Genomic DNA, 22,729 nt, shown 5'->3' with positions numbered 1-22,729 from the left:
TGGCGATCGCCGGCTCCGGAGGGAAGCGGTCGTTGACGCTCGCGGAGCTGCGTGCTATGCCGCTGACGACGGTCGAGCTGCCGATCGCCTGCGTCGAGGGCTGGTCCACGTCGGCCACGTGGCGGGGCGTCCGGTTTCGGGATCTCGCCGCGCTCGTGGGCGCGTCCGGACGCGACTTCGAGGTCCGGAGCCTGCAGGTCGGTGCCTACGGCCGCACGATGCTCGAAGCGAACTTCGTGGACGATCCGCTGACGTTGATCGCCCTGGAGGTGAACGGGGCGGTGCTCGACCTCGACCACGGGTTCCCAGCGCGGCTCATCGCACCGGCGAGGCCGGGGGTGCTGCAGACGAAGTGGCTCGCAGCGCTGGTGGCGCGGTGAACGCCGCGCGACGCGCTCTGATCGGTACCGGTGCGATGGGTCTGGTCGTCGGTGCCTGGCTGCTCCTGACCACGGTGAAGCCGGTGGGGCTGGTCGGGCTGGCGGTCTGGCTCGCCGCCGCGGTCGTGCTCCACGACGCGATCCTGTCGCCCCTCCTGTTCGCCGCGGGCTGGACGCTGCGGCTCGGGAGCAGTCGGATGCCCCTCGCAGCGGTGGCGGTGGTCCAGGTCGCGGCCGTCGTCGGCGGAATCGGCAGCCTGCTGCTGCTACCGGCGATCAGGGCGAAGATGATCGGCACACGCAACCCGACCGTTCTGCCGTTCGACTACGCAGCCCACCTCGTCGGGATGTGGGCCGTCCTCGCGATCGCCACGGCGGTCGGGGTCGCAATCGCGATCGTCGTCGATGCACGTCGAGCCGGGAGGCGACGAGGCGACGTCGCGCACCCTTCAGCGTCGCGCTGATCCTGCGAGCGCGGCGGTGCGGCTCCTCGTCGAGACGCCGAGCGAGCCGACCGCTGCGGCGAACGGCGTCCCGGCTGCGGCTGCGGCAACGCTGACCGCGTCCTCGATCCGATCGACGTCGGTGAGCACGGGGAGCAGTCGCGTCTGCAGACCGGCTCGACGCAGCCGTCGCAGCTGCGCGTCGCCGGTGTCGGACTGCGACATCGGCACGCCCCGGACGAGATCGCCCCGGGCCGACCGGAGGCCGAGCGCCCAGAACCCGCCGTCGGTCGCAGGTCCGAACCACGCGTCCGACACGTCGTCGTCGACGACGGCCTGCAGCATGCCGCGCGTCACCTGCGGCGTGTCCATCCCGATGAGCAGGACCGGGGAGAAGCGGTCGTCGAACGCGGCCGCGATCCGTTCGTCGAGCCGGCCGCCGGCCTGCGCCGCGACCCGGAAACCGCTCGTGTCGAGGCCTCCGGGATCGCCGTCGAGCAGGAGCACCCGTTCGTCGACCTCGACGGCGCGCACGGTCCGGAGCGTCTGCTCGAGGCTGACGGACGCGAGCAATGCCGCCTCGTGCGGGCTCAGCATCGGGGTCAGTCTGGTCTTGACGCGACCGGGAAGGCACTCTTTGGCGATGACGATCAGCCGCATCGTCCGAAGCTAAGCGGAGGGTCCCCGCGGGATCGGATGATCCCCTTACGAAGCGAGAACGGTCCGGCGGCGTGCAGGGTCGCTGGTGTTCCTACCGATCGTCCGCTGCTCGATCCGCGGTGCGTCGCGTGGCCACGTGGTCGTCCACCGGCTGTCCTCCGGTCGCCAGGGAGGCGAGCAGTCGGAGTTGTTCGGCATCCCCGCTGTCCGCGTCGGGGTAGTAGAGGACCAGGGTGAGGCCGTCGACGGGCAGCTTCTCCCGGTGGAGGCGAAGTCGGCCGACCACGGGGTGGTTCACCAGGGCGGTGCCTCCAGTGAGCCGCCGGACGTCGTGTCGGGCCCAGAGGGTGCGGAACCGGGCACTGGCCAGGGACAGCTCACCGATGAGTTCGACCGTGCGTGCATCGGTCGTGTCCTCGCTGACCGATCCGCGGAACGATGCGACGAAGTCGGCGGTAGCCGCCTCCCAGTCGGCGTGGAACTCGCGTTCTTCGGGGTCGAGCAGCAGGGACCGCAGTCGGTTCTCGCCCGGGCGCAGCCGAGGGGAGAGTGCGAGAGCGAGCGGGTTCGATGCCAGGACGTCGAAGGTGCGGCCTTCGACGAACGCCGGCACCGCCACGGCTGTCAGGAGCTGCCGGAGTCGTGCGGGCACCCGTTCGGCGCGGAGGCGGGGGCGGGGATGGTGCGCGGGTTGGGCCAGGTCGAGCAGGTACCGGTACTCGACCTCATCGAGGCGCAGCACGCGCGCAAGGGCCGCGAGCACCTGTGCGGAGGGATTCCGGTCCCGCCCGCGCTCCAGCCGCAGGTAGTAGTCGGCGCTGATGCCGGCCAGCATCGCGACCTCCTCGCGCCGGAGCCCCGTCACCCGTCGGTGAGAGCCCTCCGGGACCCCGGCGTCGGCTGGCGTGACCAGATCGCGGCGGGCGCGGAGGTAGCCGCCGAGGCGGTTCGCCTGCTCGTCCCCGGTCATGAGTTCACGCTATGCCGCCCCTCGTCCTCGAGGCAGGGTCCTGCTGGTCCCCGGATCACGGGGGACCTTCCTGCCCTTCGCCGTGCGTCGGACGATTGCGGCATCGAAGCGAGAAAAGAGGAACCTCATGGAACTCGGTGGACGGACTGCCCTGATCGTCGGCGGCACATCGGGCATCGGACTCGGGCTGGCGAGGCGGTTCGCCGCCGCCGGCAGCACGGTCGTGGTCGGTGGCCGAGACCCGGACCGGGTCGGGGACCTCGAGACGCTGCGGATCGATGTGACGAACACGCAGTCGATCGCCGATGCCCGCGATGAGGTGCTGGCGAAGCACCCCGATCTCGATGTCGTGGTGACGATGTCGGGTGTGATGCTGATGGAGGATCTCCGCGACCCCGCGCACGCGGAACAGGCCGAGCTGAGCATCGAGGTCAACCTGCTGGGCACGATCCGAGTGATCGACGCGTTCACCCCGCACCTGATCGGGCGTGGCGGCGCCGACCTCATCACGGTCACCTCCGGCATCGCCTTCATGCCCTTCCCGATGATGCCGACCTACGGCGCGTCCAAAGCAGGCGTGCACGCGTACACGGAGTCGCTTCGAGCACAGCTGGCCGGCACCGGCGTGCAGGTCACCGAACTGATCCCGCCGGCCGTCGCGACCGCCGGTCAGGAGAAGGTCAACTCGAACGCGCTCCCCCTCGACGCCTTCTTGGACGAGGTCGTCGAGCTGCTCACACGCACCCCCACCCCGCAGGAGATCGTCGTCGAGCGCGCCCGACCACTGCGGTGGGCCGAGCGCGATGGCACCTATGCCGAGCTCCTCGAGCGTCGATCCCAGGCGCTGGGTGCACTGCCGGGGCGCTAGACCTGGACCCGCCGACCCTGTGGTCGCATCAGCCGCGTCATGGAGAGCCCGTTCACCGCCTCCACCATCGCGTGGTCACCGGATTCGCCGACGACGCCGGTCGAGGGTGTCGCGCCGAGCTGGTCACTGATCTTCACGGAGTGAGCAGGAGGCGGGTGGAATGCTGGAGACGTCCCGGACTCCGACGAGGCGTCCGACGGACAGGCGAAGGAGGAGGCTCGCGTGGTGACTGAGCAGGAGGTCGCGCAGCGGCCGGAGGCGTACCGCCGGTTCGATCGGCCGGTTCCGGAATGGTTCTCGGACGCGAAGCTCGGGATCTTCGTGCACTGGGGTGCATACGCGGTACCCGCGTGGGCGGAACCGATCGGCGAGCTCGGGACGATCGACTTCCCCACCTGGTACCGCAGCAACCCGTACGCCGAGTGGTACGCGAACACCATCCGGATCCCGGGGAGCGGCGCCCAGGCGCACCAGGCGGAGGTGTACGGCGGCGCGCCGTACGACGACTTCCTCGACGCGTGGCAGGCCGAGCGCTTCGATCCCGACGCTCTGATGACGTTCTTCGCGTCGGTCGGTGCTCGGTACTTCGTGCCGACCACGAAGCATCACGACGGGATCGCCCTCTGGGATGCCCCGGGCACGGACGGCCGCAACACGGTCGCACGCGGCCCGCGCCGCGACCTCGTCGAGGACTTCGCCTCCGCCACCCGGCGCGCGGGCATGCGGTTCGGCGTCTACTACTCCGGCGGCCTCGACTGGCACTTCTCGGACCTGCCGCCGATCACGGGCAGCGAGGTCGTCGCCACCCGGCCGAGTGACGAGGCCTACGCCCGCTACGCCTACGCGCACGTCGTCGACCTGATCGAGCGGTACCGCCCCGACGTGCTGTGGGGCGACATCGAGTGGCCCGACGCGGGGAAGCCTCCCGGTCCGTTCAGCCTCGTGGACGTCTTCGACCGCTTCTACGCGGCGCAGCCGGACGGCGTCGTCAACGATCGATTCGGGGACACGCACCGGGACTTCCGCACGAGCGAGTACCAGTACGGGCTCGAGGCCGAGACGGCGGGCGGGTGGGAGAACACCCGCGGCATCGGGTACTCCTTCGGGTACAACCGCCTCGAGGGGCCGGAGCACACGATGACCGGTCCGGCCGCGGTCCGGCACTTCGTCGACGTCGTCGCCCGCGGCGGCAATCTGCTGCTCGACGTCGGACTGACCGCGGCGGGGGAGGTCCCGCCGCTGCAGCGCGCGACGCTCGAGCACCTCCGGGACTGGAACGCCCGCAACGGCCACGCGATCTTCGGGTCGCGGCCGCTGCCCTCGGCGCCCGCGGTCCGGGACGAGGTCCCCGTGCGGTGGACGTCGACGGAGGCGGGCGTGCACGCCTTCGTCGACGGGCGGGGCGAGCTGACCATTCCCGAGCTCCCCGCGGAGGTCGACCCGGCGTCCGCGCAGCACGCGGACGGCGCTGCTGCGCAGATCGTGCCGCAGGGCGACGGTTGGAAGGTGTCCCTCCCGCGGGACGCGGACTCGCCGGTGCTGCTCTCCTTCCGGGCAGCGTGATGACCGCGTCGGCGCGTCGCGTCTGCCAGACCGTGCAGCTGCGACCGGAGCGGCTCGAGGAGTACCTCGAGCTGCACCGAGCCGTGTGGGACACGGTGCAGGCGCGGCTGCGTGCCTCGCACATCACGAACTACTCGATCTTCCGCCGCGGGCTGACGCTCGTCGGGTACTACGAGTACTCCGGCACCGACTACGACGCCGACATGGCGGCCGTCGCGGCGGATCCGGAGACGCAGCGGTGGTGGGCGCTCACCGCACCGTGCCAGGTCGACGTCGAGCCGGGGGCGGACGGCGGGCCCTGGCGGGACCTCGACGAGGTCTGGCACCTCGACGCCGAGACCGGCTCCGTCAGCCGCTGATCAGTCCCTCCGCCGCGAGCTCCTGCCACAGGTCCTCCGGCACGGGGGCGGACAGCCGCTCCAGGGTCTCGTCCACCTGCGTCGCCGCCTGCATGCCGACGACGATCGAGGTCACCGCGGGATGCCGGCGCGGGAACGCGAGCGCCGCGGCGGGCAACGAGACGCCGTGCCGCTCGCAGACGGCCGCGATCGCCCGGGCTCGCGCGACGACCTCGGGGGAGGCGGCGGCGTAGTCGAACGTCGTGTCGTCCGGCACCCGGTCGCGGGCGAGGAGCCCCGAGTTGTAGACGCCGACGGCGAGCACCCCGACCCCGCGCTCCTGCGCGGCCGGCAGCAGCTCGCGCTCGGCGGTCTGGTCCGCCAGCGTGTACCGGCCGGCGACCATGACGAGGTCGATGTCCGTCTCGCGGACGAAGCGGGTCAGCAGTTCCGCCTGGTTCATGCCGACGCCGATCGCTCGCACCACCCCCTCGTCGCGCAGCTCGGCGAGCGTCGCGACCCCGGTCGTGGAGGCCGCTTCCCAGTGCTCGTCGGGGTCGTGCAGGAAGAGCACGTCGAACCGGTCGAGGCCGGTCCGGATCAGGCTGTGCTCCACGGATCGGAGGATGCCGTCCCGGCTGTAGTCGCGCCGTCGGCGCCACGCGGCGGGCACGTCGAAGCCATCGCCGTCGCGCTTCGACGCGGTCGCCGGCGACGGGTCCAGCACCCGCCCGACCTTCGTGGACACGAGCAGCTGCGACCGGTCGCGCCCGGCGAGGGCCGCGCCCAGCCGCCGCTCGGACAGGCCGAGCCCGTAGTGCGGCGCGGTGTCGAAGTACCGGAGGCCCGCACCCAGCGCACGGTCGAGCAACGCTCCGGAGTCGGTGGCGGACACGGCGTGGAACAGGTTGCCGAGGGGGGCGCCGCCGAATCCGATCGGCGGAAGGTCGAGCGCGGGAAGTCCTGCCGAGATCATTCGTCGTTCCTCCGGTCGGATGCGGCGTCCGGGATCCGGTATGTCCGCGCCGCCGTGGTGCGCAGCACCTGTGCCCGCTCGGTCACGCCGAGACCGAAACCGTTCTCGAGCAGCTCGAACCAGTCGCCGTAGGCCCAGCCGGGGCGCTGCGACACCGGCCAGTCGCTGCCCGCCATCGCCCGATCCGGCCCGAACACGTCGAGCGCGGTCTCGACCCACGGTCGCAGCTGCGCCTCGAGTGGTCCCGGGCCGGCCTCCGGAGCGAGACCGGACAGCTTCACGGTCGCGTTCGGCTCGGCGGCGAGCATCCGGATCGCCCTGACCCACGCGTCGGCCCTCGGGTCGCCCCAGCCGGCGCGGATCGGGGGTTTCCCGAGGTGGTCGAGCACGAACCGGGTCGCTGGTGCGGCGCGGACGAGGGCGACGAGGGCGGGCAGCTGATGGTCGCGGACGCACGCGTCGAACACCAGACCGAGGTCGCCGACGATGCGGAGCCCCTCGACCCATGCGGGCTCCGCGAGCCGCTCGCTCGGTTCGTCCTGCAGCACCCGCCGCACCCCGACGATCTTCGGGAGTGACCCGAGTTCGACGAGCGTCTCCTGCAGACGCTGTCCGGCCTCGATCGGTGCGTGGGCCACGATCGCCGCGAAGGCGTCGCCCGGGAGCCCAGCGGCCCAGACCGCCTCATCGACAGCGGAGTCGGAAGCCGCGGCGGCCTCGACGAACACTGCGGCCTGGTGCATGGACCCTGCGGGCAGGTCGGCGGGGGTGAACCGGGTGGGCGCATGCTCGTCGCCCTCGAGCCACGGGTAGCGGAGGTGCGCGCGGTCCCAGGCGTGCAGGTGCGCGTCGACGAACGGGACGGTCATGCCGAGGCCGCCCCTCGCCTGCCGGCCCAGTACGACCCGTCGGGGAAGGCGTACTCGCGCACGCTCGCCTCGTGCATCTCCGCGCTGTAGCCGGCGGCGGTCGGCAGCACGTAGGCGCCGTCCTGCACGACGCACGGCTCGACGAAGTGCTCGTGCAGGTGGTCGACGTACTCCGTGACCCGGTTCTCGAGGGAGGCGGACACCGCGACGTAGTCGAACACCGAGAGGTGCTGGACCAGCTCGCAGAGCCCGACGCCGCCCGCGTGCGGGCAGACCGGCACGCCGAACTTCTTCGCCATCAGCAACACGGAGACGATCTCGTTGATGCTGCCGAGCCGCGCAGCATCGAGCTGGCAGAAGTCGATCGCCTCGGCCTGGAACAGCTGCTTGAACAGCACCCGGTTCATGCCGTGCTCGCCGGTCGCGACGCCGATCGGGGCGACCGCCTTCCGGATCGCCGCATGCCCGAGGATGTCGTCAGGGCTCGTCGGCTCCTCGATCCACAGCGGGTCGAACTCCGCGAGCCTGCCGACCCACTCGATCGCCTGCGGGACGTCCCAGACCTGGTTCGCGTCGATCATCAGCTGCGCGTCCGGCCCGATGACCTCGCGCGCGATGCGGAGCCGCCGGATGTCGTCGTCGACGTTCGCGCCGACCTTCAGCTTCACGTGCCGGTAGCCCGCGTCGACCGCCTCCTGGCAGAGCCGCCGCAGCTTCTCGTCGGAGTACCCGAGCCACCCGGCGCTCGTCGTGTAGCAGGGGTACCCGGAGCGCTCCAGCTCCGCGATCCTCGCCGCCCGGGTCGGCTCGGTCTCGCGGAGCATTGCGACCGCCTCGTCCCGCGTGAGCACGTCGCTCAGGTACTCGAGATCCGTCAGGTCCACCAGCTGCTCGGTGGGCATGTCGACCAGGAGGCGCCACAGCGGCTTGCCCGCGGCCCGCGCGGCCACGTCCCACAGCGCGTTCATCACCGCGGCCAGCGCCAGGTGCTCGACACCCTTCTCCGGACCGAGCCAGCGCAGCTGGGAGTCCGACTTCATCTCGCGATAGACCGCGCCGAGGTCGCCGATGAGCTCGTCGACGTCCCGGCCGATCAGGGGGACCGCCCGCAGCTGGGCGGCGAGCACGCACACGTCGTTGCCGCGCCCGGTGGTGAACGTGAACCCGAACCCGGCGGTCCCCGGGTCGTCGGTCCGGATCGAGACGTAGGTCGCCGAGTAGTCGGCGTCCTTGTTCATCGCGTCGGACCCATCCGCAGACAGCGAGGTCGGGAACCGCACGTCCTCGACGGTCACCTCGGTGATGGTGGGCACACGCGGCCTCCTCGGTCGAGCTGGCGCTCCAGGTGGATTCATCCGATGTTATCCGCCATCGGGCTGATTGGGACAGCGGCAGTGCCGATACGATCGGGCGATGACGAGCGGCGTCGGCGGCAGGCCGAGATCGCAGACGGACGTGGTCGTGCACGGCGTCCGCGAGATGATCCTGAGCGGTGAGCTCGGTCCGGGGGACCGGCTGCCGATCGAGAAGGACCTCGCGCCCCGCTTCGCCGTGTCCCGCGGGTCGCTGCGCGAGGGCGTCCGCGCCCTGGCGCAGCTCGGCATCCTCGAGTCGCGGCAGGGCTCCGGCACCTTCGTCACCGAGCTGCGCCCGCACACGCTGCTCGCACCGGTCGGCTTCGTCGCCGACCTGCAGCCCGGCGCGAGCCCGCACGATCTCCAAGCGGTCAGGCGCATCCTCGAGACGGCGGCGATCCGCACCGCGGCGCTGCTGATCACGAGCGAGCAGCTCGACGCCGCTGCCGCCGCAGTCGATCAGGGAGCGGACGCGCTCGAGGGCACGACCGTCGACTGGGACGCGGCGATGCGTGCCGACATGGCATTCCACGGCGTACTCGCGGAAGCCTCGGGCAACGCGATCCTCGCATCGCTGATCGAAGCGCTCGCGAGCCACACCGTGCGAGGCCGGCTGTGGCGCGCGCTGGTGGACAACGCGGCGGCCACCGCCGCGATGGAGGAGCACCGCGCGATCCTGGCCGCCCTCCGCGCGCGTGACCCGGAGGCGTCGGCGGTGCGAATGGCTGGGCACCTGCTCTCCGTCGAGACGTTTCTCGAGCAGCATGCGCCACCCTCTCCCTCCTGAGGGCTGCCGTGCAAGAATTCATCGGATCACTGTCCGGCGCTCGATCGTCCTGGGTAAAGCGCGGAGGAAGGGTTGACAATGCGCCTGATGCGACTCGGTCATCCGGGGAACGAGGTCCCGGTCGTGGAGCTGAACGGCCGACGGCTCGACCTCCGGTCGGTGACCGACGACATCGACGCCGCCTTCCTCGCCGGCGGCGGCCTGGGGCGCGTCGCCGCCATGGTCCGCGGTGGGTCGCTCCCCGAGCTGCCGAACGCGGACGATCTGCGTGTCGGCTCGCCGATCGTCGCGCCGGGCAAGATCGTCTGCATCGGCCTGAACTACCGCGACCATGCGGCGGAGACCGGCGCTGCCATCCCGACCGAGCCGGTCGTGTTCATGAAGGATCCGTCGACGATCGTCGGCCCGAACGACACGGTCCTGATCCCGAGGCGTTCGGTGAAGACGGACTGGGAGGTCGAGCTGGGCGTGGTCATCGGCCGGGAGGCCCGCTACCTCGAGTCTCCGGACGCGGCTGCGGCCGTGATCGCTGGCTATGCCCTGTCGCACGACGTCTCCGAGCGCGAGTTCCAGCTCGAGCGGGGCGGTCAGTGGGACAAAGGGAAGAGCTGCGAGACGTTCAACCCGCTCGGCCCGGTGCTGGTGACGGCGGACGAGGTCGAGGACCCGCAGTCGCTCGGCCTGCGGCTGTGGGTCGACGGTGAGCTGAAGCAGAGCGGCTCGACGTCGGACATGATCTTCGGCGTCCACTTCGTGATCTGGTATCTCAGCCAGTTCATGGTGCTGCGGCCCGGCGACCTCATCAACACCGGCACGCCCGCGGGCGTCGCGCTCGGTCAGCGCGAGCCGAAGCCCTATCTGCGTGCCGACGACGTCGTCACGCTCGAGATCGACGGCCTCGGCCGCGCGACCCAGACGTTCGCCCAGGCCTGAAGGAGCAACCCGTGAGCAACGACTTCGACGGCCTGGTCGCCGTCATCACCGGCGGCGCCTCCGGCATCGGTGCTGCGATCGCCGACCGACTCGCGTCCGACGGTGCGACGATCGCGGTGTTCGACCTCACTGCGTCCACGACGCACGCCTCGTTCACCGTCGACATCGCCGACGACGCATCCGTCCGTGCCGCGGTCGGCGCGGTCGTGGAGCGCTTCGGCCGCATCGACGTCGTGATCAACAACGCGGGCATCGGTGCCCAGGGCACCGTGGAGGTGGCGAGCGACGAGCAGTGGCTCCGCGTGCTCGACGTCAACGTCGTCGGCACCGCCCGCGTCACCCGCGCCGCGTTGCCGTACCTCCGGAGGTCCTCGCACGCGTCCGTCGTCAACGTCTGCTCGATCGCGGCGACGGCCGGGCTGCAGGAGCGCGCGGTCTACAGCGCGAGCAAGGGCGCGATCCTGGCACTGACGCGCGCGATGGCGGCCGATCACCTCCGCGAGGGCATCCGCGTCAACTGCGTGAATCCCGGCACCGCCGACACCCCGTGGGTCAGCCGCCTGCTCGACTCGGCCGAGGATCCGGCGGCCGAGCGGGCGGCGCTCGAAGCCCGGCAGCCGCACGGTCGGCTGGTCGCCCCGGAGGAGGTCGCCGATGCGGTCGCCTACCTGTCCAGCCCGCGCGCCTCGTCGACCACGGGAGTGGCGCTCGCGGTCGACGGTGGCATGCAGAACCTGCGCGTACGGCCGGTCGACTGATGGTGCAGCGTCAGTTCCCGCGGCCGGTCGAGGTCCTGGAGTACCTGCAGTTCAAGCGGCCGGAGTGGGATCGGAGGAAGGCGCGGCTCGAGACTGCGCTGACGATCGAGGATCTGCGGGTGATCGCGAAGCGGCGGACCCCGAAGGCCGCGTTCGATTACACGGACGGGTCCGCGGAGGGTGAGATCTCGATCCGGCGGGCTCGGCAGGCGTTCCAGGACGTGGAGTTCCATCCGGAGGTGCTCCGTGATGTCGCGGATGTCGATACCACCGCGACGGTGTTCGGGGAGACCTCGCGGCTGCCGTTCGGGATCGCGCCGACCGGGTTCACCCGGTTGATGCAGACCGAGGGGGAGACCGCGGGTGCTGGGGCTGCGAGTGTGGCGGGGATCCCGTTCACCCTCTCCACGCTCGGCACGACGTCGATCGAGCACGTGAAGGCGGCGAATCCGGGTGGGCGGTCCTGGTTCCAGCTGTATGTGATGCGGCAGCGGGAGATCTCCTACGGCCTCGTCGAGCGGGCGGCGGAGGCGGGCTTCGAGACGCTGTTCTTCACCGTCGATACGCCGGTGGCCGGGGCGCGGTTGCGGGACAAGCGGAACGGGTTCTCGATCCCGCCGCAGTTGACCGTGAAGACGATCGTCGACGCGCTGCCGCGGCCGTGGTGGTGGATCGATTTCCTGACCACTCCGAAGCTCGAGTTCGCGTCGCTGCAGTCCACCGGCGGGACGGTCGGGGACCTGCTCGACATGGCGATGGACCCGACGATCTCGTTCGAGGATCTGCAGGTGATCCGGGATCTGTGGCCCGGCAAGCTCGCGGTCAAGGGTGTGCAGAGCCTCGAGGACGCGAAGCGGTTCGCGGACTTCGGTGTCGACGGGATCGTGCTGTCGAACCATGGGGGACGGCAGCTGGACCGTGCGCCGGTCCCGTTCCACCTGCTGCCGGAGGTGGTCCGCGAGGTCGGGCGCGATACCGACGTGATCGTGGATACCGGGATCATGAACGGCGCCGACATCGTCGCGTCCATCGCGCTCGGCGCGAAGTTCACCCTCATCGGCCGCGCCTACCTCTACGGCCTCATGGCGGGCGGCCGCGCAGGCGTCGACCGCACGATCGAGATCCTGACCGACCAGATCACCCGGACCATGAAGCTGCTCGGCGCCCACTCCCTCGAAGAGCTCGAACCCCGTCACGTCACCCAGCTCGAACGCCTCACCCCCCGGCCCCGGACCGCCCGCGCTGCCGACGTGTAGGGCCGGGACGACACGCGTTCCCAGCAGCGCGTCGGCTCGGGATCACAGCACCTTGTACCGATCCCAGACCGATCTCAGCGACGCCCCCGCGAGGAGTTCCACGAGTATCTCGGACTCGACAGCCGCCCGTGCTCGGGCGGCGTCGAGGACGCGCGCCTCAACGGCCTTCGGGACCACGGCGATTCCGTCGTCGTCCGCTGCGATGAGGTCACCGTCTTCGATCCGGACGCCCTCGATGATCACCGGTTCGTGCATGGCGACGACCCGCATCCGTGCCCGGAAGTCGGTCGGCCGGCGGGAGGCCGAGTACACCGGGAAATCCAGTGCCTGGATCTTCACGCTGTCCCGGATGTTGCCATCCGTGATTGCGCCGACCGCCCCGCGTCCCTTCGCTGCGGCGCTGAACAGTTCGCCCCAATACGCGGTCACGAGGTTGTGACCGGAGGCGCTCACCGCGATGTGACCCGGCTGAAGCGAGTCGATGAACGCGATGGCGTCGTCGTAGGGGCCGGACGGGTCATCCCGGGTGGTCGGCACGTACTGCACGGTGCGCGCTCGCCCGAAGATGAACCGACCGTCGGTGACGGGCAGCAATCGAGAGATGGTCTGATTGCGGAGCCCGGCGAGATCGAGGGCATCGGAGACGATGGCGGAACTGAGCTTCTCGTCGGACGGTTGCACTCGGTAGCTCGGTTCAACGGATGACATGGCCGGCTCCAGGCGCGTACGTGTACGTCAGTTCGGTATCAGGCGTCAGGCTTATCCCGAGACCTGGCGATTGCGGAAGCGCGATGAACCCGTCGTGGTCGATGTCGATGTCGGACATCAGCAGGGCGTCGCGGAGCGGGTTCTCCAACCGGCAGTACTCGAACAGGTTCACGTTCGGGTGCGCGAACGACGCGTGCAGATTCGCCGCGAATGAGACACCGGATCCCCAGACGTGCGGAACGGCCTTCACGCCACGTGCTTCGGCGAGCGTGGCGACGTCGAGGAAGGACTGGACTCCGCCCACGAACGTCGTATCCGGTTGCACGATCTCGACCGCTTCCGCCTCGATGAGCCGCTGGAATTCGCTGACCCGGCTGTTGGATTCGACGCCCGAAACCGAGGTCGTCAGTCTGCGCTGGAGTTCGGCGTACCCGTCGACGTCGTCCGCCCCGAGCGGTTCCTCGTACCACCGTGCGTCCAGCTCGTCGAGGACTCTCCCGACCGTCGTCGCGTCGTCGATCGACCACGGATGCGAGGCGCTCGCCTGGACTGCGTCGAGCACGAACCGCACTCCGTGAGGGAGACGGGAGCTGATGCGTCGCGCGAGAGCGATCGTGGTGTCCGGATCCTTCATGGCGCGGAACTTGACCGTGCGGAACCCGTGCTCGACCTGCGCCTCGACCCATGCTTCGACCTGCCCGAAGTCGGTACCGACTCCGCCACTGGCGTACGCCTCGATGCGGCTGCGCGCCGGTCCGCCGAGCAACTCGTACGCCGGTACGCCTTCTCTCTTCCCCACGGCGTCCAGGACGGCTATCTCGATCGCACCGGCCACACCGCTTGCGATTCCGCCACGGGACCAGAACGCGGTATAGGCGCGGAGGTGGTTTCCCACTTCGAGAGGATGCTGGTATTCGGAGTTGACGACGTAGGGCTCGAATGCCGCGACGAGACCGGGCACGGCCGCGGCGGCCATGATGCCGGCGCCTACCTCGCCGAGACCCGTCGTCCCGTCGTCCAGAACGATCTCGACGAGGGCTGCATCCCAGGAGCGGATCGTTCCGCCGATCCAGGTCAGGTAGTCGGTCGGAGGGTACTGCGCGCTGAGCAGGACCGGCCTCAGGGAAGCCACCGAAGCGGTCGTCCGCATCGTCCCGCCTTTCTGTGTGACGTCCGTCGGCACGAGGTCGGGACCCGCCGAATCGCGTATGCCGCTCATGACATCTCGACGACGAACGGGTAGCCGCTGGTGTTGCTGAACCGCGGGCCGTCCGAGGTGTGCTCGACGGTGGTACGCGGGTCCAGCGCTGCCGTCGAATGGACGTCCGTCGCGCTGGGCGGCGTCCACATCGGGCCGTCGACGATCGCGAATCGACGTCCGGACGCGATCGTCCACGTCACGCCGGGGATGACCTGCCGGTTCCGGTCGGGATCGGACCCGTAGATCGCGGCGCCGTTGAACGAGAGCCAATCGCCCAGGGCGATCAGGGACTCGCGCTGAATCGCGGGGATCGCGCCGTTCTCGTCGGGGCCGACACCGAGGAGGAGATTGCCTCCCTGCCCGACGACGTCGACGAGCAGCCTGACCAGTTGCGGGCCGGTCAAGGTCTCCTTCGGTCCCTCGTCGCGATTGAAGCCGTACGAGAGGCCGACGCCGCGGGACAGCTCCCACTTCTTGTCCGACAGGCCCGCGACGTTGTATTCGGGCGTGTCGAAGTCGCTCGCCGAATGCCGAATGCGGTCGTTGATGACCCCGTCGGGAACGACGCGGCGGAACTCTTCGATCAGTCGGCCCGCGTCGCCGGATTCGGGGTATCCGATGTCGTTCCAGAGGATCGACGGTCGATACCGTTCGACGATCTCGAGGAAGTGCTGCAGAGCGTATTCGCCGTAACCCGCAGGCCAGAACGTGCCCGACTCCCGGTTCCGTCCGATCTCCTCCGTCGAGGAGATCGGGAGTCCGGCCGCCGTCCAGTCGATCCCTCCCGAGTAGTAGACGCCGAATCGAAGGCCCGCGTCCAGCGTGGCTGTTCGGAGCTCCCCGATCAGATCGCGACCGAGGAAGAAGTCTCGCCGGAACGGTGACTCGACACGAGACGGGTACAGCAGATATCCGTCGTGGTGTTTGGCGAGCGGTACGACGTACCTCGCGCCGCTCGCCGCGGCGAGGTCGCTCCAGGCCGACACGTCGACGTCCGCAGCCGCCCGCTCGAACTCAGTGCGGAAGGAGTCGTACGATCTCGTCGGCCAACGCGCCTGGTGGTAGAACCACGTCGGTGATCCGACCAGCGCCATCGAGTTGGCGTACCACTCGGCGTACGAGGTGGTCGCAAGCGGGGACTGATGGGCGAAGGCCCCTCCGGGAGCGCTGACCTCCCCGCCCAGCGACTGGGTCAGGCGAGGGTCGACCGGGGCCCACCCTGGGATCGAGTACAGCCCCCAGGAGATCATGATGCCGAGCTTGGCGTCGTGGAACCACGCGGCCTCCGGCCGAAGCGCAGCCATCAGGCGCTGACCAGCGAGCGCGACGGGCCGTGTGTGCGCACAGCGCTTCCGGTGATGACCGACACGGCGCCGACCGCTTGTGGCCGACTCCCAGATCCAGTTGACACAGGTGCTCCTCGCTCCACCGACCCGGCCGCGGGTTGCGACATCCGGGCTTGTGCTCGCATGGTAATAGGATTTACCATCACCCAGCAAGTGCAGGACGCACCGACACCGAGCCGCCTCGGCGGCCGACATCTACGAAGAGGCAACGATGCAGAGACGCAGGTTGTGGACGGCAGGGGTGAGCGGCGTGGTTGCCGTGACGCTGCTCGCCGGATGCTCGCCGACCAGCTCGAACGGCGGCGGGAGCGGGGACGGCCCGGTCACGTTGACAGTGCAACAGCAGACCAACCAGGAGAACCTGTTCGGGTTCGTCGCGAAGGAGTTCAAGAAGAAGTACCCCAACGTCACCGTCAAGCTGGAGACGGTCAGCCAGGACCAGAAGAACGGGTCGAACCTCGCCGTCCTCGGCTCGAGCAGTCCTCCCGATGTCGGCATGATCCCGATCAACTCGGAGGTGTACACGCAGCTCACCGCAGCGAACGCGCTCGTGCCGCTGACCGACGTCTGGAAGACCGATTCCCTGCAGGAGCGATACGGCGATGCCGTCGCCAACTCCTTGCTCGTCAAGAACGTCCCCTACACCGCCACGTTCACCACGGTGATCTACAACGTGCTCTGGTACAACCCGGATATCTTCAAGAAGGTCGGTCTCGCCGAGCCGAAAGACCACCGCATCCAGTCCGTCGATGAGCTGATCGCCGATGCGAAGGCGCTTCGAGCAGCCGGCTACGGTCCTCTGCAGATCGGCGGCTCGTCCGGGTACCATGCCAGTTGGATGGTCGACGCGTTACTGCCGACGAGCGTGAGCTCGGATTCGATGACGAACTACCTCCAGTCCTACGACCCCTCGGTCGGGGTCACGGCGAAGTACACGGACCCGGCGTTCGTCAACGTGCTCTCGACACTCGAGCGATACCGCACGTCGGGTGTCTATCAGGACGGGTTCCTCGGCCAAGATGCTGCGACCGCGATCGCACCGTTCCATCGCGGAAAAGCGGGCATGGCGATCGGTGGCAACTTCGACACCGCCGGCTTCGACCAGGAGAAGATCACGTTCACGCCTGGATGGGCCCTGTTCCCCTCGATCGACGGAGGGACGCCGACCCAGCTCAGTCTGTATTCAGGAGACGCGGTCGGCATTCCGGCGAAGTCGGACGCGATCCCCTGGGCGAAGAAGTTCATCGCATTCCTGATGAGCGACGACATGCAGAAGCGAGCGATCGTGGACACGGCTGGGCTGCTCCCGGCAGTCAACACGGTCTCCGGTGACTCGCTGAAGGACCTTCCCGACTTGACGCAGCAGCTCGTCGCCGAGGTCAGCAAGGACGGCGGCCAGCCGGGCTGGACATCGACGGTGCCTGGTGGATTCGGGCAGCAGTACATCGATCCGCTGTTGCAGAAGATGTACGGCGGCAGCTTGTCTCCCCAGCGGCTCGCCGAACAGCAGCAGGCGCACCTCGAGGAGTTCCGGAAGAAGGGCAGTTGACCACCGGAGATCTCCGGGCGCCCGACCCCACCCTTGTCAGGGTGGGGTCGGGCGGCCCGCGCGGATCACGGGATGCTGCACGGAAACCGTCGAAGTCGCGGCGCAGTCGTGCGGGGCTCTCGGGCCGCACCGGCTGGATAGGTCTCGTACCGGCGCTGGTGCTGATGGCGGCGTTCGTCGGGTTCTCGATCGTGCAGGCCGTCGTCGTCAGCCTGAGCGACTGGCGGGGAATCGGTGACGTTCGGATCATCGGCCTCGACAACTACGTCGCGGTGCTCGGAGACGCCGAGACCTGGTCGTCACTGAGTCTGACGTTCGGATATGCCCTGGTCTCGTCAGTCGGCACGGTCGCGGTGGCGACGTTGCTCGCCGCGTCGGTGAGCGCTGGTGTGCCGGGGAGCTCGTTCTACCGCGTGATCTGGTTCCTGCCCGGAATCGCTCCTGGCGCGGCGGTCGGAATCTTCTGGGCGACTGCGTTCCAACCGGATTTCGGAGCCGTCAACGTCGTTGGCAAGCTCTTCGGGGCAAGCGGACGCTCCGCACTGCTGGCCGCCTCCCAGACGGCGATCATCCCGATCGTCCTGGTCACCGTCTGGGCGAGCGTCGGGTTCGCGTTCTTGCTGCTCCTCGGCGGTATCGAGCAGATCCCCCCGACGATCTATGAAGCCGCGCGCGTCGATGGCGCGACCGGCGTACGGCAGTTCTTCCTGATCACGCTGCCGCTGACGCGCCCGGTCATCGTCACCACCACGTTCCTGAACTTCATCTGGTCCTTCAACGGGTTCACGACCGTCTGGTCGATGACGAGGGGTGGACCCGGGAACGCAACGCTGACCTTTCCGGTCGCCGTGTACAAGGAAGCATTCCAATTCGCGGACTACGGACCAGCATCGGCCCTGGCACTGATCGGTGGCGTCGCATTGCTGATCGTCGGGTTCGTCGGGCTACGTTTCAGCAGGAGTTCTCAATGATCGTTCAGCGGATCGCCGGACGAGTAACGCTGCAAATCGGGCTCATCCTGTGGACGGTCCTCGTCGCCGTACCCTTCGTCCTCATCGTCCTGCTGAGCTTTCGGAGTAATGCCGACATCTTTTTGAACGGTCTCGGTCTCGGCGGGGCTCTCAGTCTGAAGGGATATGCGGACGCCTGGGTCGGCCAGTCAGGGAACGGGGGGATGTCTCTGTTCTTCGTGAACAGTGCGGTCGTCGCAGCGACCGCACTCCTGGTATCGCTTGGAGCAGGCGTAACGGGTGCCTACTTCGTCACTCACGCCCGCCCCGTCGTTCGCCGCTGGTATCTCCGGATATTCATTCTTGCGACAGTGCTGCCCGTGGTCATGCTCATCGTCCCGCTCTACCAGGTGTACAACTCGCTCGGGTTCATCAGCGCACCGGTCGCCGTCGGTGTCGCTTATGGTGCGCTGACTCTGCCGACGACGACGCTGATCAGCTACGCGTACTTCGAGGACTTCCCGAAAGAGCTCACCGAAGCGGCAGCTATCGATGGCATCGGCCCGTGGCGAACGTACCTGCTTGTCGTGCTGCCGCTGGCCCGTGGCAGTGTGACCGCTGTCGGCATTCTGACGCTGGTATTCGTCTGGGGAGAGACTCAGCTCGGCGTCGTCCTGCTGCAGTCCGAAGCGAGCCAGACGATTCCCGTCGGACTGTTGTCGTTCCAAGGGCAGTTCACTGCCAATCTCGGTGCGATGTTCGCGGGGCTGGCACTCGGCAGCATTCCGATCATGATCCTCTATCTGCTTCTGAACCGGCAGATCACCAAGGGAATCGCACTCGGAGGATTCGGCGGGCGGTAAGAGCGTCCCGGTGAAGATGGGGGCAACGAAGCGCACGAGCTGAACGGCGTGGGTCGGCCTCAGCCGAGGTGCCGCATACCGGCCTCTTCGGGAACAGTTGCAGTCTCATCCAGTCTCGCCACACTGGCCCGCACGATCACTTTCGGTGGTGGATCCACGACTCGAATATGCGACGGGGATTCCTGTATGCCGTTGAACAACATACCGACTGCAGCGCTCCCCAGCGCGGCCATCGGCGTCTGGACCGTGTTCAGAGGCGGCCAGACGGTGTCGGCGTACCAGACGTCGTGAATGGCGACGACGGAGAGATCCTGAGGAAGCTGCGCTCCGAGTTCGTGCAGCTCCGCCAACACGCCGAGTGCCGCGTTCACATTGGCGACGACGACAGCGGTCGGGCGGTTCGCGGTCGACCAGATACGCCGCGCGGCGAGCCGTCCATCCTCGCTGAGGTATCCGAAGTCCGTCATCCACGCGGGCTCGCGGGGGAGCCCACGGCGCTGTACGGCCTCTTCGAATCCGCGCCTGCGGCGATCAGCAGAGGGGAAGTCGCGCACCCCGCCGATCAGCCCGATTCTCCGATGGCCGAACGCGACGAGGTGCTCGACGGCGGCGGCGGCGGCTGCTTCGTCGTCGAGCACGGCTGTCGGCACCGGCCACGAGGCATCGCCGGAGAGGATCGCGACAGTCGGGACACGCAGAGTCGCGAGAGACTCGACGTCCCGCCGGGTCATCGCGACGGGAGGCTGGATGATGATGCCGTCCGAACGCCCTTCCCCCGCGAGTCGGCGAATCCAGTCGGGTCTCTTCACTGCTGCGTCCGCACTCGCGAGCACCATGACGAGATCCCGCTCCATAGCCGCGGTCTCGATGCCATGAAGCAGATCCGAATAGATGGCGCTCGTCGTGTCCGGAATCACCACGGTGACAGTGGACGGAATGTTCAAGCGAAGTGCACGGGCGGCGTGGAGTGGGACGTACTGAAGTTCGCTGACCGCGTGAAGGACTCGTTCTCGGGTCGACGGGGCGATGCGGAGCGTCGTGTCGCCATTCACGACGCGAGAGACGACGGCAGGAGACACGCCTGCAGCCTTTGCAACCTCGCCGATTCCTGCCATGGCCGCTCCTGCGGATGAGTCCTGCGTCGATCGGAGGCATCCGACCGCTCGGGGCCCGCTGTATCGAAGTCGTGGACGGCACCGAGAACCCCGACTCCGTCGGCGAACGGTAGCAGGGGACTCGGTGACACCGCTGATGACCCGGCCGTGGACGTCTCCTCGGGCAGGCGGGCGGTTCGTTCGTTCGATCGGTCGGCCGGTCACCCGATTCGGTATCCGTGGATCAGGTGGTCAGTATGCGGCGGTCTCATTCACCATTCGGCTGATCCGTCTCGCGACGTCGGCGGTCAGATGTCGCGTTGGTACTCCTCCGTGAATGCTCCGGTCTCGATGGTCTCGATGCCACGCCCCGCCAGGTGATCGGAGTCCGCAACGCGTTCTTCGAGAACGATGGTGGTCGGAATCCCTTTCTCCACCATCGTGAAGAAGCGGTCTGCGAACGTGAGGTCGGGGATCGTGTTTCTCGGGAGTACGAGAGCGGTCGAACGTCGCGTCGGCACACGAGACGCCGCACGCGCGGCGAGGATGGCATCCCGCACTGAGGCGCCGAGTGGCTTGATGTGATTCTCGACAGTGAGAAGTCCGAGGTCGTATTCGAGCTCCGCAAACCCTGAGAACCGCCGATCGATGTCGTGGGAGCACCACCAGGTGATACCCCAGAGGCTCGGCACGGACAGCGACGATTCGATCGTCTGCTCGACGAAGGCCTCGCGTTCCTGCGCGGTCATCCATTCGAGTGCGACCCCGGTCTCCTGGAGCCAGACAGGCCGATCCGGGTCGTCCTGGTAGGCCTTCGCCAATTCCAGCATGTACTCAGGGAGGTGGAGCGTGCCGACGCCGGATGGTCCGTAGCGTTCGAGTGCGCCGGTGAAGTACGACCACGCATGAATCGCGGTGACCGTCCCGGTGTTGGCGGTCGTCGCTCGTGAGAAGCTCGATTGGTCAGTGATCCACGGGAGATGGTCCATCCCGACCGAGTGGAGCCGTCCAGGTGCGAGCTGCTCGCACGTCGCGAGGAGCGAGCTGAGCCATCGGTCCGCGTCGGCGGACGTCGTGCGGTTGCGCGCCTGAGCCGCGATGACGCTCGGCTCGTTCGCGAGGTCGAACCCGAGGAACCGAACATGGCTGGCGACGCGGGCTGCTATCGCTTCGAGGAGGAGCCCCTGTGCTCGGAGCACGTCCTCGTGGCTGAACACGCTCATGTCTTCTGATACCCAGTCGGGCCGGAAATCGAAGCCACTGAGCCAACCGTTGAAGACGGTGACGATCACATCCAGGCCGTACTGGTCGGCGATGTCGAGTAGGGACTCGAGACGCTGTAAAGCGACATCGCTGACATAGGTCGCATTCGGCTGGAACACCGGCCATAAGCAGTGTATTCGGATGTGGTCCATGCCGAGGGAGCTGACTGCTTTGAGGTCCGCGTCGATGGCCTTCGGATCCCAGTCGACCCACGAGTACCACCAGTTCTTACCGGGCACATAGTTCACCCCGAATCGGGCACCATGGTCGACGTTCACCTGCTCGGGCGTCGTATCGCTCGCGGTATTCGTCGAACGAGCGGCCGTCGAGAGTGCCCGGGAGCCCGTCATCGCGGCCTCGAGAATCGGCGGGTATTCCTCATGCGAGTTCCTCGTCTCGTGGTGCAGGTGCTTCTGTCGCCGACGAGCAGCGATGCGACAAAGCTTAACCGCTTAAGAGGCACGGCGTCGAGTCTCAGGCCGCAGACACGCTGCTTGCGCGCACGACGAGCTGGCTGCGCTTCGCGACATGGTCATCGGTAGCGGTGCCATCCCGCAGGGCGAGCAGCATGCGGGTACTGCGTTGCCCTTGCTCTTCCGTGAAGCGTTCAAGAGCGGTCACCGACGGCTCGGCGATTCGGCAGAGCAGCGAGTCGTCGAATGCGACGACGGCTGTCGGCCGATTCCGGCCCGACCGGAGAGCAGCTGTGACGCCGAGGGCCATGAGATCGTTCGAGGTGACGATCGCTGATGGAGGGTCGGCTGTCAGCAGGACCTGATGAGTGATCTGTGTCGCTTGTTCGATGCTGTAGTCGCCCTCGACGGCTCGATAGCGAATCGCATGCCGTCCCGCTGATTCGCGCATGGTCGTGATCCGGTTCAGTTCGTTGGTGAACCGGTGCGAACCCGTGATGTGGAGGACGGAGCGGTGTCCCAGGTGACTCAAGTGGTCGATGATGAGAGACGCGTCCTCGACGAGGTCGTAGATGAATGTCGGCCCACCGATATCGGTCATCGCCGATCCGTGCGCGACGAACGGGAGATCGAGGCTCTTCAGAAGAGCAGGCCGGTCATCGTCGATGAAATGGTCGAACAGCAGTACTCCGTCCACCCGCCGCTCCCCGCTCCACCGCCGATAGATGGACGCATCGGCGTCACGATCTGCACCCACCATGCGAAACAGCAGCGTGAGGTCCGCGGCGGACAGCACGCGCTCGATTCCGGAGATGAGATTCATGTAGTAGGGCTCGGCGCCGAGCAGCGACGGATCTCGCCGGAGGATCATGCCGATCGCGTCACTTCGCGAGCGCGAAAGTGCTCTGGCGGTGGAACTGGGCCGCCAGTTCAATTCTGCGGCCAGCGCCTGGACTCGTGCTCGGGTCGCATCGCTGACTCCCGGCTGGCCGTTCAGCGCATACGACACGGACGCGGACGAAAGGCCGAGACGTGATGCCAGTTCGTCGATAGTCACTCGCACTGGTCGTCTCCCACCCCGTTGGCCGCTCCAGCCCATCTGCGGCTGCACCAGGGCGAAGAATACGACGGGTATTGGCGCGCCGGATACGACACCGAGCGGCTGACCCAGGTCGCGCGATACGTC

General features: G+C 68.2%; 24 protein-coding genes. 12 read left to right on the top strand and 12 right to left on the bottom strand.

Features of this window, described 5'->3' with window-relative positions:
- Together ACFE67_RS05660 and ACFE67_RS05655 are read left to right on the top strand one after the other, a co-directional pair.
- Positions 1 to 380 (top strand): molybdopterin-dependent oxidoreductase (locus ACFE67_RS05660; protein WP_375405898.1); only part of this gene is annotated, 380 nt, incomplete at its 5' end.
- Positions 377 to 844 carry a hypothetical protein gene (locus ACFE67_RS05655; protein ID WP_375405897.1) on the top strand — a complete coding sequence of 156 codons (468 nt, stop codon included), beginning with the start codon at positions 377 to 379 and terminating at the stop codon, positions 842 to 844. The genes ACFE67_RS05660 and ACFE67_RS05655, both read left to right, overlap by 4 nt.
- Here the strand turns inward: ACFE67_RS05655 and ACFE67_RS05650 are convergent.
- Together ACFE67_RS05650 and ACFE67_RS05645 are read right to left on the bottom strand one after the other, a co-directional pair.
- A complete protein-coding gene (locus tag ACFE67_RS05650) occupies positions 830 to 1,483 on the bottom strand; it encodes a DUF2064 domain-containing protein (protein ID WP_375405896.1) in 654 nt (217 codons plus the stop codon). The genes ACFE67_RS05655 and ACFE67_RS05650 overlap by 15 nt on opposite strands.
- 91 nt (positions 1,484 to 1,574) lie before the next feature.
- Entirely contained in the window at positions 1,575 to 2,453 is an 879-nt protein-coding gene (locus ACFE67_RS05645; RefSeq protein WP_375405895.1) for a helix-turn-helix domain-containing protein, read from the bottom strand.
- Positions 2,454 to 2,580: 127 nt separating this feature from the next.
- Here ACFE67_RS05645 and ACFE67_RS05640 point away from each other — a divergent pair, with 127 nt between their 5' ends.
- Positions 2,581 to 3,321: an SDR family oxidoreductase gene (locus ACFE67_RS05640; RefSeq protein ID WP_375405894.1), complete on the top strand. Its 741-nt coding sequence runs from the start codon at positions 2,581 to 2,583 to the stop codon at positions 3,319 to 3,321.
- On the opposite strand, the gene ACFE67_RS05635 is transcribed toward ACFE67_RS05640, so the two are convergent.
- Entirely contained in the window at positions 3,318 to 3,458 is a 141-nt protein-coding gene (locus ACFE67_RS05635; protein WP_375405893.1) for a hypothetical protein, read from the bottom strand. The two genes, ACFE67_RS05640 and ACFE67_RS05635, sit on opposite strands and share 4 nt — an antisense overlap.
- Positions 3,459 to 3,543: 85 nt before the next feature.
- Here ACFE67_RS05635 and ACFE67_RS05630 point away from each other — a divergent pair, with 85 nt between their 5' ends.
- Positions 3,544 to 4,884 (top strand): alpha-L-fucosidase, encoded by a 1,341-nt coding sequence (locus ACFE67_RS05630; RefSeq protein ID WP_375405892.1) that lies wholly within the window; start codon positions 3,544 to 3,546, stop codon positions 4,882 to 4,884.
- Positions 4,884 to 5,243: an L-rhamnose mutarotase gene (locus ACFE67_RS05625; protein ID WP_375405891.1), complete on the top strand. Its 360-nt coding sequence runs from the start codon at positions 4,884 to 4,886 to the stop codon at positions 5,241 to 5,243. Before ACFE67_RS05630 ends, ACFE67_RS05625 begins: the two co-directional genes overlap by 1 nt.
- Here the strand turns inward: ACFE67_RS05625 and ACFE67_RS05620 are convergent.
- The 3 genes from ACFE67_RS05620 to ACFE67_RS05610 are packed head-to-tail and all read right to left on the bottom strand — an operon-like array spanning position 5,233 to position 8,380.
- Entirely contained in the window at positions 5,233 to 6,198 is a 966-nt protein-coding gene (locus tag ACFE67_RS05620) for an aldo/keto reductase (RefSeq protein WP_375405890.1), read from the bottom strand. The genes ACFE67_RS05625 and ACFE67_RS05620 overlap by 11 nt on opposite strands.
- Positions 6,195 to 7,067 carry an amidohydrolase family protein gene (locus ACFE67_RS05615; RefSeq protein WP_375405889.1) on the bottom strand — a complete coding sequence of 291 codons (873 nt, stop codon included), beginning with the start codon at positions 7,065 to 7,067 and terminating at the stop codon, positions 6,195 to 6,197. Before ACFE67_RS05615 ends, ACFE67_RS05620 begins: the two co-directional genes overlap by 4 nt.
- Entirely contained in the window at positions 7,064 to 8,380 is a 1,317-nt protein-coding gene (locus tag ACFE67_RS05610; RefSeq protein ID WP_375405888.1) for an L-fuconate dehydratase, read from the bottom strand. Before ACFE67_RS05610 ends, ACFE67_RS05615 begins: the two co-directional genes overlap by 4 nt.
- A 100-nt stretch (positions 8,381 to 8,480) precedes the next feature.
- Between ACFE67_RS05610 and ACFE67_RS05605 the strand changes: the two genes are divergently transcribed.
- The 4 genes from ACFE67_RS05605 to ACFE67_RS05590 all read left to right on the top strand — a co-directional run bounded on the left by ACFE67_RS05605 (position 8,481) and on the right by ACFE67_RS05590 (position 12,156).
- Positions 8,481 to 9,209: a FadR/GntR family transcriptional regulator gene (locus ACFE67_RS05605; RefSeq protein ID WP_375405887.1), complete on the top strand. Its 729-nt coding sequence runs from the start codon at positions 8,481 to 8,483 to the stop codon at positions 9,207 to 9,209.
- Positions 9,210 to 9,287: 78 nt separating this feature from the next.
- A complete protein-coding gene (locus ACFE67_RS05600) occupies positions 9,288 to 10,142 on the top strand; it encodes a fumarylacetoacetate hydrolase family protein (RefSeq protein WP_375405886.1) in 855 nt (284 codons plus the stop codon).
- Between the two features lie 11 nt (positions 10,143 to 10,153).
- Positions 10,154 to 10,900 (top strand): SDR family NAD(P)-dependent oxidoreductase, encoded by a 747-nt coding sequence (locus ACFE67_RS05595; RefSeq protein ID WP_375405885.1) that lies wholly within the window; start codon positions 10,154 to 10,156, stop codon positions 10,898 to 10,900.
- Positions 10,900 to 12,156 (top strand): alpha-hydroxy-acid oxidizing protein, encoded by a 1,257-nt coding sequence (locus ACFE67_RS05590; RefSeq protein WP_375405884.1) that lies wholly within the window; start codon positions 10,900 to 10,902, stop codon positions 12,154 to 12,156. The genes ACFE67_RS05595 and ACFE67_RS05590 overlap by 1 nt, the downstream gene beginning before the upstream one ends.
- A 42-nt stretch (positions 12,157 to 12,198) precedes the next feature.
- On the opposite strand, the gene ACFE67_RS05585 is transcribed toward ACFE67_RS05590, so the two are convergent.
- Genes ACFE67_RS05585 through ACFE67_RS05575 form a run of 3 tightly spaced genes read right to left on the bottom strand, consistent with a single transcriptional unit; the run spans position 12,199 to position 15,606 of the window.
- Entirely contained in the window at positions 12,199 to 12,864 is a 666-nt protein-coding gene (locus ACFE67_RS05585) for an RraA family protein (RefSeq protein WP_375405883.1), read from the bottom strand.
- Positions 12,851 to 14,047, bottom strand: coding sequence for a mandelate racemase/muconate lactonizing enzyme family protein (locus ACFE67_RS05580; protein WP_375405882.1), 1,197 nt, complete (start codon positions 14,045 to 14,047; stop codon positions 12,851 to 12,853). Before ACFE67_RS05580 ends, ACFE67_RS05585 begins: the two co-directional genes overlap by 14 nt.
- Before the next feature lie 32 nt (positions 14,048 to 14,079).
- A complete protein-coding gene (locus ACFE67_RS05575) occupies positions 14,080 to 15,606 on the bottom strand; it encodes an alpha-L-fucosidase (RefSeq protein ID WP_375405881.1) in 1,527 nt (508 codons plus the stop codon).
- Positions 15,607 to 15,661: 55 nt separating this feature from the next.
- On the opposite strand from ACFE67_RS05575, the gene ACFE67_RS05570 reads away from it, so the two are divergent.
- From ACFE67_RS05570 to ACFE67_RS05560, 3 genes are all read left to right on the top strand, one after another.
- Positions 15,662 to 16,960, top strand: a complete 1,299-nt coding sequence (locus ACFE67_RS05570; RefSeq protein WP_375405880.1) for an ABC transporter substrate-binding protein — start codon at positions 15,662 to 15,664, stop codon at positions 16,958 to 16,960.
- Between the two features lie 191 nt (positions 16,961 to 17,151).
- Positions 17,152 to 17,931, top strand: coding sequence for a carbohydrate ABC transporter permease (locus ACFE67_RS05565; RefSeq protein ID WP_375405879.1), 780 nt, complete (start codon positions 17,152 to 17,154; stop codon positions 17,929 to 17,931).
- A complete protein-coding gene (locus tag ACFE67_RS05560; RefSeq protein WP_375405878.1) occupies positions 17,928 to 18,773 on the top strand; it encodes a carbohydrate ABC transporter permease in 846 nt (281 codons plus the stop codon). Before ACFE67_RS05565 ends, ACFE67_RS05560 begins: the two co-directional genes overlap by 4 nt.
- Before the next feature lie 59 nt (positions 18,774 to 18,832).
- On the opposite strand, the gene ACFE67_RS05555 is transcribed toward ACFE67_RS05560, so the two are convergent.
- The 3 genes from ACFE67_RS05555 to ACFE67_RS05545 all read right to left on the bottom strand — a co-directional run.
- A complete protein-coding gene (locus ACFE67_RS05555) occupies positions 18,833 to 19,888 on the bottom strand; it encodes a LacI family DNA-binding transcriptional regulator (protein WP_375405877.1) in 1,056 nt (351 codons plus the stop codon).
- Positions 19,889 to 20,175: 287 nt separating this feature from the next.
- Entirely contained in the window at positions 20,176 to 21,480 is a 1,305-nt protein-coding gene (locus ACFE67_RS05550) for a cellulase family glycosylhydrolase (RefSeq protein ID WP_375405876.1), read from the bottom strand.
- Between the two features lie 124 nt (positions 21,481 to 21,604).
- Positions 21,605 to 22,729 (bottom strand): LacI family DNA-binding transcriptional regulator (locus tag ACFE67_RS05545; RefSeq protein ID WP_375405875.1); only part of this gene is annotated, 1,125 nt, incomplete at its 5' end.

The sequence above is a fragment of the uncultured Amnibacterium sp. genome (assembly GCF_964244015.1).
Classification (GTDB): Bacteria; Actinomycetota; Actinomycetes; order Actinomycetales; family Microbacteriaceae; genus Amnibacterium.
The sequence above is the reverse complement of the archived record's forward strand: the minus strand, read 5'-3'. Positions and strand labels throughout refer to the sequence as shown.

Bases quoted from the DNA above. Each gene is read 5' to 3' on its own strand.
- ACFE67_RS05650 (WP_375405896.1), bottom strand. From the start codon at position 1,483: ATGCGGCTGATCGTCATCGCCAAAGAGTGCCTTCCCGGTCGCGTCAAG.
- ACFE67_RS05645 (WP_375405895.1), bottom strand. From the start codon at position 2,453: ATGACCGGGGACGAGCAGGCGAACCGCCTCGGCGGCTACCTCCGCGCC.
- ACFE67_RS05640 (WP_375405894.1), top strand. From the start codon at position 2,581: ATGGAACTCGGTGGACGGACTGCCCTGATCGTCGGCGGCACATCGGGC.
- ACFE67_RS05625 (WP_375405891.1), top strand. From the start codon at position 4,884: ATGACCGCGTCGGCGCGTCGCGTCTGCCAGACCGTGCAGCTGCGACCG.
- ACFE67_RS05620 (WP_375405890.1), bottom strand. From the start codon at position 6,198: ATGATCTCGGCAGGACTTCCCGCGCTCGACCTTCCGCCGATCGGATTC.
- ACFE67_RS05615 (WP_375405889.1), bottom strand. From the start codon at position 7,067: ATGACCGTCCCGTTCGTCGACGCGCACCTGCACGCCTGGGACCGCGCG.
- ACFE67_RS05605 (WP_375405887.1), top strand. From the start codon at position 8,481: ATGACGAGCGGCGTCGGCGGCAGGCCGAGATCGCAGACGGACGTGGTC.
- ACFE67_RS05600 (WP_375405886.1), top strand. From the start codon at position 9,288: ATGCGCCTGATGCGACTCGGTCATCCGGGGAACGAGGTCCCGGTCGTG.
- ACFE67_RS05590 (WP_375405884.1), top strand. From the start codon at position 10,900: ATGGTGCAGCGTCAGTTCCCGCGGCCGGTCGAGGTCCTGGAGTACCTG.
- ACFE67_RS05585 (WP_375405883.1), bottom strand. From the start codon at position 12,864: ATGTCATCCGTTGAACCGAGCTACCGAGTGCAACCGTCCGACGAGAAG.
- ACFE67_RS05575 (WP_375405881.1), bottom strand. From the start codon at position 15,606: ATGTCGGCCGCCGAGGCGGCTCGGTGTCGGTGCGTCCTGCACTTGCTG.
- ACFE67_RS05560 (WP_375405878.1), top strand. From the start codon at position 17,928: ATGATCGTTCAGCGGATCGCCGGACGAGTAACGCTGCAAATCGGGCTC.
- ACFE67_RS05555 (WP_375405877.1), bottom strand. From the start codon at position 19,888: ATGGCAGGAATCGGCGAGGTTGCAAAGGCTGCAGGCGTGTCTCCTGCC.
- ACFE67_RS05550 (WP_375405876.1), bottom strand. From the start codon at position 21,480: ATGACGGGCTCCCGGGCACTCTCGACGGCCGCTCGTTCGACGAATACC.